This is a genomic window from Corynebacterium stationis (assembly GCF_001941345.1).
GTDB lineage: Bacteria > Actinomycetota > Actinomycetes > Mycobacteriales > Mycobacteriaceae > Corynebacterium > Corynebacterium stationis.
On record NZ_CP009251.1, the window covers coordinates 2,802,689 to 2,808,767 of the forward strand.

The following is a 6,079-nucleotide window of genomic DNA, read 5'->3' on the forward strand; positions in this document are numbered from 1 at the left end:
TTTCTATACGCATAATCGGAGTTGCTAGGCCAAGGCTTTAGCGACTAAGTCTTCAACGGCGGCTGCTGAGAGCAGGTCATGGGCCGGTGGCAGCTCTAAACGCAGCCGTGGGGTAACTGGATGGTCTTGGACGACCTCAAAGCCTGCTCCTTGCAGGATAGAGACCGGTAAAAGCCCAATATGATCGGGGCGGATACCTAGAAAGTGCCGGGCAATCTCAAAATTAACGTCGGCGAAAAACTCCGAAGAAGTGCTCTTAAAGAGCTCTTCAATTCCAGGGCCTTGCGTCCCTACATCAGTGCTTTCATAAAAGATTTCATCGTCCGCGGTCTCTCCAAAATCGTGGTAGCCAAAAGCTTCCACGGCGTCGAATTCACGCTGGAGTAAATCCATAATTGCAGTATCCAGAAGAACTGATTCGAGACCTCGGCCGAAACGCTGGGAGGATACGAATAATGACGTGATGATGGCAGCATCTGAAGCTACTGGCCCGGTAGGCATTTTGGCGATACCGGGGGCGTCGTCAGCAGCGCAGTAGATGATGGTGGCATCGGAGCGAATACTGAAACCACACGGACCAAAGCTGAGCAAGGTAGATGAAATCCAGGCTTCTTTTTCAAAGCCCGGATCAGCTACCTCATGCGCGCACTCCCAATACATGGAGCTAGCTGCCCGCGGATGCATCTCCGAATATGGAGTTAGTGGTTCAAGCATTGCCTCATGCTTTTCCTTTACTTGCTGTTGGCTCCTAAAGGACTAAGAGCCTTGTGCTCCTGCGCCGTCGATCAAGGCCATGATGCGTTCGAAGTCTTCTTGATCGCCGAACTCAACTACCATTTTGCCTTTTCGCTTGCCCATTGTCACGGTTACCTTCGTGTCAAAGCGGTCTGAGAGGCGTTCTCCCGCGTTGGTGTAGATCTCCGGCTGTGGTTGTGCAGGCTTCGGTTGTGGAGCGTCAGGCATGCCATTGCGCTTAATTAGCGTCACGGCTTCTTCAGTGGCGCGCACGGACATGCCTTCGGCAACGATGCGCTGCGCCAATTTGTCCATGACGTCTTTATCTTCTAAGCCCAACAATGCACGCGCATGACCGGAGCTCAAAACGCCCGCTGCAACGCGGCGTTGCACTTCAACGGGCAGGCGCAGCAGACGAATGGTGTTGGTGATCTGTGGACGTGAGCGCCCAATCCGATCAGCTAACTCATTCTGAGTGACGCTAAATTCTTCCAGCAACTGCTGATAAGCGTGAGCTTCTTCCAAAGGATTGAGCTGCACACGGTGGATATTTTCCAACAATGCATCGCGCAACAAGGAATCATCTTGAGTATCGCGGACAATCGCTGGAATCGTCGCCAAGCCAGCCTTGGATGCCGCGCGCCAGCGACGCTCACCCATAATCAGCTCAAAGCCACCTTGACCGGATGGACGAACTACAACGGGCTGTAATAGCCCAAACTCACGAATGGAGTGCACCAATTCATTGAGTTCTTCTTCGTCAAAGACGGTACGCGGCTGCTTCGGGTTCGGCTGGATCTCACCAATTGAGATCTCGCGGTAAGTAGCACCGATCGATGCCGGCTTAGGCTGACGCTTCTTAGAATTTGTCGTCGCAATAGTCGGAGCACCAACCACACGCTTATTGCCGCCAGCAGATGAGCCGCCCGTGCCTAAACCACCTTTAGGCTTCGCAGACTTCGAGTCAGCATCCTCAGCGCCAGCTTTGCCTTGGCCATCGCGAGGCTTAGCAGCGCCCAAGATTACATCAGCTGCACTATCGCCGAGACGCGGCTTGCGCGTGGGAGCATCAGGTCCCGTAGGGATCAAAGCAGCAAGGCCTTTGCCCAGCCCGCCTGATCGTGCCTGTGGTTTCTTATCAGCCATAAAGTATCTCTCCAGCCTAAGCTTCTAATTCCGCATAAATTTCCGGACTGACACCAATGACGCCGGTGGTTTCATGTGGAACATAGTCACCGCGTTCATGCAGCTCTCTTGCTGCTGCCACATAAGCGTGGCCGCCTGGTGATGAAGGGTCATATTCAATTACGGTCTTGCCAAAGCCTGGTGCCTCGGACACGCGAATAGAACGCGGAATAATGTTTCCTAAGACCACCGCGCCAAATTGCTCGCGGACTTCATCTGCGACCTGCGATGCCAGCTTGGTACGTGCATCATACATGGTCAAAAGCACGCCAGAGATGTGCAAGTCTTCATTGAGATGCTGACGAATCATGGTGATATTGCCCAGCAGCTGACCCACGCCTTCTAGCGCGTAGTACTCGCATTGAATCGGGATAATGACTTCTTCCGCGCACGTCATCGCGTTAATGGTTAACAATCCCAAAGACGGCGGGCAGTCGATAAAGACATAGTCAAAGCCATGCTTGTCCAAAAAGCCCTTATGCAATGCGTCGTAAAGTCTAAACTCGCGGCGTACCAGCGAGACCATCTCAATTTCCACCGCAGCCAGATCGATGGTGGCTGGGATACAAAACAGATTCTCCAGCGTTGGAGATGCCTGCATGGCCTGATCTGCGTCAATATCGCCTAGGAGCAATTCATAGCTAGACGGAGTGCCGGAACTGTGTTCAACATTAACCGCGGTCGACGCATTGCCCTGCGGGTCAAGGTCGATGACCAGCACTTTATTGCCGGACTCGGACAAGGCAGCAGCAAGGTTTACAGCAGTGGTGGTCTTTCCCACACCGCCTTTTTGATTCGCAATAGTAATCAGGCGCGGTTTGTTCATATCCACCACTCTAGTTCACCCGTGGGATACGGATAATGGTAGTCCCGCGCACTACCTCAACCTGGGCTTTTCCGCCGCCTGCCTTTTTAATATCAGCTGCATCGCGAGCTAATTCTTCGTGTACAGATTCGCCTTTCATAGCGATCATTTCACCACCGCGGCGAACCAGCGGCAGTGACCACTTCGCAAGCTTGCCCAGGGGAGCCACCGCGCGGGAAGTAACGATGTCAGCGCCGGCCACGGCCTTTTTGATAGGTCCTTCTTCAGCCCGGCCGCGGATAACCGTGACGTTGTCAAGGGCTAGCTTGTCGACGACTTCTTGCAGAAACACTGAACGCTTCAGCAAGGGCTCGATCAAGGTGATCCGCAGATCAGGACGGGCGATAGCTAAAGGAATACCGGGTAGCCCTGCGCCTGAGCCAACATCGACAACAGTCGCGCCTTCATCCATCACATCACCAATTACGGCGCAGTTAATCAGGTGCCGTTCCCACAACCGTGGAACCTCGCGCGGGCCGATAAACCCGCGGGTGGAGCCGTCTGTTGCTAGCAAGTCATGGTATTTCTCCGCTAATAGCAGACGGTCTTTGAATACTTCCGACGGCTCCACGCAAGTAACTCCTTGGTCACGAATAGAATTGAGGGGATCTAAAAAGCGCCTGGAATCAAACTATCCCAGACGCTTTAAAGTATAAAGGCTAAAAATACAGCAGCCTATTTATTATTAATTGTTGCCCTGCTTACGCTGCTTCTTAGTGCGGGTATCGCGCTTGCGAGCACCTGGCTTTGGCGCGGTGGTGCGCTTGAGCTCAATTTTTGCCTGCTCTTCTGCTTCTTCCTCGCGGTCCATGTGGTTATTGACCATGCGGGTCTGAACAAAGGTCCAGACGGTGTTGGATAGCATGTAGAACAACAGACCGATTGGCCAGATGAAGCCGGAGATAACCAGCATGCCGGGCATAACCCACAGCATCATCTTGCCCATCATCGCCATTTGCTGCTGCATCATCTCAGCATTTTGGCCCTGTGGAGCTTGGGTCTTGCCGGAGGCACGGCGTGCTTCCTGGCGGTCAAGCGACATGCGAGCATTCAGGTGAGTCAGAACTGCAATGATGATAATCAGCGGAACGATGATGATCGCTGCTTGCAGAGTCGTGACATCCTGCAGAATTGGTGAGTTCAAACGCAGGTTTGCAACCAGTGGAACACCGAAGAGCTCGGCATCCAGGTAAGACTGAACCTGTTCTGGATTGAAGAAGTAGTTACCAATTGAGCGGTTCATCTCAATGGACATTGGCTCACCCGCTGGGTGTCCAATGCCGCCTGCAACTGAGACGGTGCGGTCAAAGGAACGCAGAACGTGGAACAGACCAATAAACATTGGGACCTGCGCCAGCATCGGCAAGCAGCCTGCCATCGGACGCACCTTGGCGTCCTTGTAGACTTTCTGCATTTCTTCTGCTTGCTTGGTCTTGTCGTTGGCGTACTTGCTGCGTACCTCTTGCAGCCGTGGCTGCAATTCCTGCATCTTTCGCTGTGAACGCAGCGAAGTCAGGGTCGGCTTGACCATGATGGCCTTTAGGGTCCAGGTCAGCAAAACAATGGCCAGAATCCATGTGATGCCCGCAGCGGGGTCAAGCACAAGACTCAGTAGCCAATGCCAGCAGTACAGCACGAATGAAATCGGCCAATAAATGAAATTAAGCACTGGGGATTGGTTTCCTCAACTGATCGATAAAATGTGTTACTTCTTCGGCACCGGGTCAAACCCGCCCGGATGCCACGGACCGCATTTGACCAGCCTAGCCGCAGCTAAACCAGCTCCGCGTACCGCACCATGAACAGAAACCGCTTCGAGTGCATAGGCACTACATGTTGGTTCGAAGCGGCAGGTTGACACCGTCTTTAGCGGGGACACGTGCTTTTGATAGAAGCGTACCGCTTTTACCAAAGGTTTTGCTGCGCCACGAGGCCTTGGGATTTCTTCGCCGTCGGAATTGAAATAGACATCCCCGCTCATTTAAGAACTCTTCTCAAGCTTCTTGCGAACCCGCTGCAAAGCGGAGCGCAGATCTTTTTCCAGTTCTGCGCTACTGGCTTGAGAACTTGGCGGCAATGCCCGAATAACAATGTCCAAATTTGCTGGTAGCTCATCCGCTAAGGCCATGCACACATGCCGAAGCCGCCGGGAAGTGCGGTGTCGAATCACAGCATTCCCAACGGCTTTAGAAACAACCAAGCCGAACCGCGGACCAGTGGTCACGAGTTCGGCTTCAGAAGTTGTGTCGTAAGCATGCACGACAACAGTATGCGACCCCACGCGACGCCCACGCTTAATTGTCCGACGAAACTGTGTCGGCGAAGTGAGCTTGTTCGATGTGGGAAGCACGGATTAAGCAGTCAGCTTTGCGCGACCCTTCTTGCGGCGAGCCGCAACGATGGCACGACCCGCACGGGTGGACATACGGGTACGGAAGCCGTGCTTACGAGCACGACGACGGTTATTTGGCTGGAATGTACGCTTTCCCTTTGCCACGATATTCTCCTCTAGGTTCACCGGGCTAGGCATACAAGGCACACCAAGCCCGTAAAAAAATTTACAAATGTGGGTAGTTAACGTTTCACCACCGGTCAAGACTTCCTCGACAGCGCTAAAAAGAAGCGCTTTTCGACGAGTATTTTGCACACGGGGCAAGACACATACTCACGCACAGCCATATTGCTGCGATAGACCATGACAGATTACGTGATTTGACGTGCATTAAACAAATCGACACACAGGGGTACCCGAAATTACAAAGATGTTTTTACCTGCTGGATAACGCCACTTTCATGGGCTCATCCTGCGGCCTTGAACCTTCAGGATTTTGACACCGATTTCCTATCGCGCCAAAAGAAATCGCGAAAACGTACATCACTAGACAGCGGGTTCAAAAAACGGGTAAACATGAGTAATCAACTTGTTCACAACCTAGGCGGTGATGTGGATAACTCTCAATTTACACTTTAGACTTAAGTCATTACTGCAGGTAAATGCAAAATTTAAGGCTATTGGGAGTTATCCACACCCATAGACTAGGCTGTGGATAACCAATCTTTTCACACCTGTGGATAACTCTGTGGACTACAAGGTAGGCACCGAATTCCAACTGTGGAAAGTTCAGTGAGAAAATGAAATCTGGCTGTTAATGCATAAATTACAAGTTCTCCCACGGCTAGAGCCAGTACCTGCACGTTAGTGCACATTGTGATCTAGGCAATAGTCGCGCAGCAGGCGCAAGCCTGCTCTTTTATTTCTGTCCGTTTAACTATTTCAATGCAAAGGGCTTTGGT

At 52.3% G+C, this 6,079-nt stretch carries 8 protein-coding genes; all 8 read right to left on the reverse strand.

Annotated features, from left to right (window positions below):
• Positions 1 to 24: 24 nt before the first annotated feature.
• Positions 25 to 714: a hypothetical protein gene (locus CSTAT_RS12955; RefSeq protein WP_075723738.1), complete on the reverse strand. Its 690-nt coding sequence runs from the start codon at positions 712 to 714 to the stop codon at positions 25 to 27.
• A 42-nt stretch (positions 715 to 756) separates the two neighbouring features.
• A complete protein-coding gene (locus CSTAT_RS12960) occupies positions 757 to 1,881 on the reverse strand; it encodes a ParB/RepB/Spo0J family partition protein (protein WP_066797225.1) in 1,125 nt (374 codons plus the stop codon).
• A 16-nt stretch (positions 1,882 to 1,897) separates the two neighbouring features.
• Positions 1,898 to 2,746 carry a ParA family protein gene (locus CSTAT_RS12965; protein WP_066798043.1) on the reverse strand — a complete coding sequence of 283 codons (849 nt, stop codon included), beginning with the start codon at positions 2,744 to 2,746 and terminating at the stop codon, positions 1,898 to 1,900.
• A gap of 10 nt (positions 2,747 to 2,756) precedes the next feature.
• Positions 2,757 to 3,356 (reverse strand): 16S rRNA (guanine(527)-N(7))-methyltransferase RsmG, encoded by a 600-nt coding sequence (gene rsmG / locus CSTAT_RS12970; RefSeq protein WP_228385279.1) that lies wholly within the window; start codon positions 3,354 to 3,356, stop codon positions 2,757 to 2,759.
• A 114-nt stretch (positions 3,357 to 3,470) separates the two neighbouring features.
• Positions 3,471 to 4,454, reverse strand: a complete 984-nt coding sequence (yidC, locus tag CSTAT_RS12975; protein ID WP_075723739.1) for a membrane protein insertase YidC — start codon at positions 4,452 to 4,454, stop codon at positions 3,471 to 3,473.
• A gap of 36 nt (positions 4,455 to 4,490) precedes the next feature.
• On the reverse strand, positions 4,491 to 4,766 hold the full coding sequence (gene yidD, locus CSTAT_RS12980) for a membrane protein insertion efficiency factor YidD (protein WP_191373151.1): 276 nt from the start codon (positions 4,764 to 4,766) through the stop codon (positions 4,491 to 4,493).
• On the reverse strand, positions 4,767 to 5,135 hold the full coding sequence (gene rnpA / locus CSTAT_RS12985) for a ribonuclease P protein component (RefSeq protein ID WP_066797230.1): 369 nt from the start codon (positions 5,133 to 5,135) through the stop codon (positions 4,767 to 4,769).
• 3 nt (positions 5,136 to 5,138) lie between these two features.
• Positions 5,139 to 5,282: a 50S ribosomal protein L34 gene (gene rpmH, locus CSTAT_RS12990; protein WP_003847033.1), complete on the reverse strand. Its 144-nt coding sequence runs from the start codon at positions 5,280 to 5,282 to the stop codon at positions 5,139 to 5,141.
• Positions 5,283 to 6,079: the final 797 nt, after the last annotated feature.

What these genes read in the sequence shown, in the direction of transcription:
- yidD (WP_191373151.1), bottom strand. Translation starts at nt 4,766, where the DNA reads ATGAGCGGGGATGTCTATTTCAATTCCGACGGCGAAGAAATCCCAAGG.
- CSTAT_RS12960 (WP_066797225.1), bottom strand. Translation starts at nt 1,881, where the DNA reads ATGGCTGATAAGAAACCACAGGCACGATCAGGCGGGCTGGGCAAAGGC.
- CSTAT_RS12955 (WP_075723738.1), bottom strand. Translation starts at nt 714, where the DNA reads ATGCTTGAACCACTAACTCCATATTCGGAGATGCATCCGCGGGCAGCT.
- CSTAT_RS12965 (WP_066798043.1), bottom strand. Translation starts at nt 2,746, where the DNA reads ATGAACAAACCGCGCCTGATTACTATTGCGAATCAAAAAGGCGGTGTG.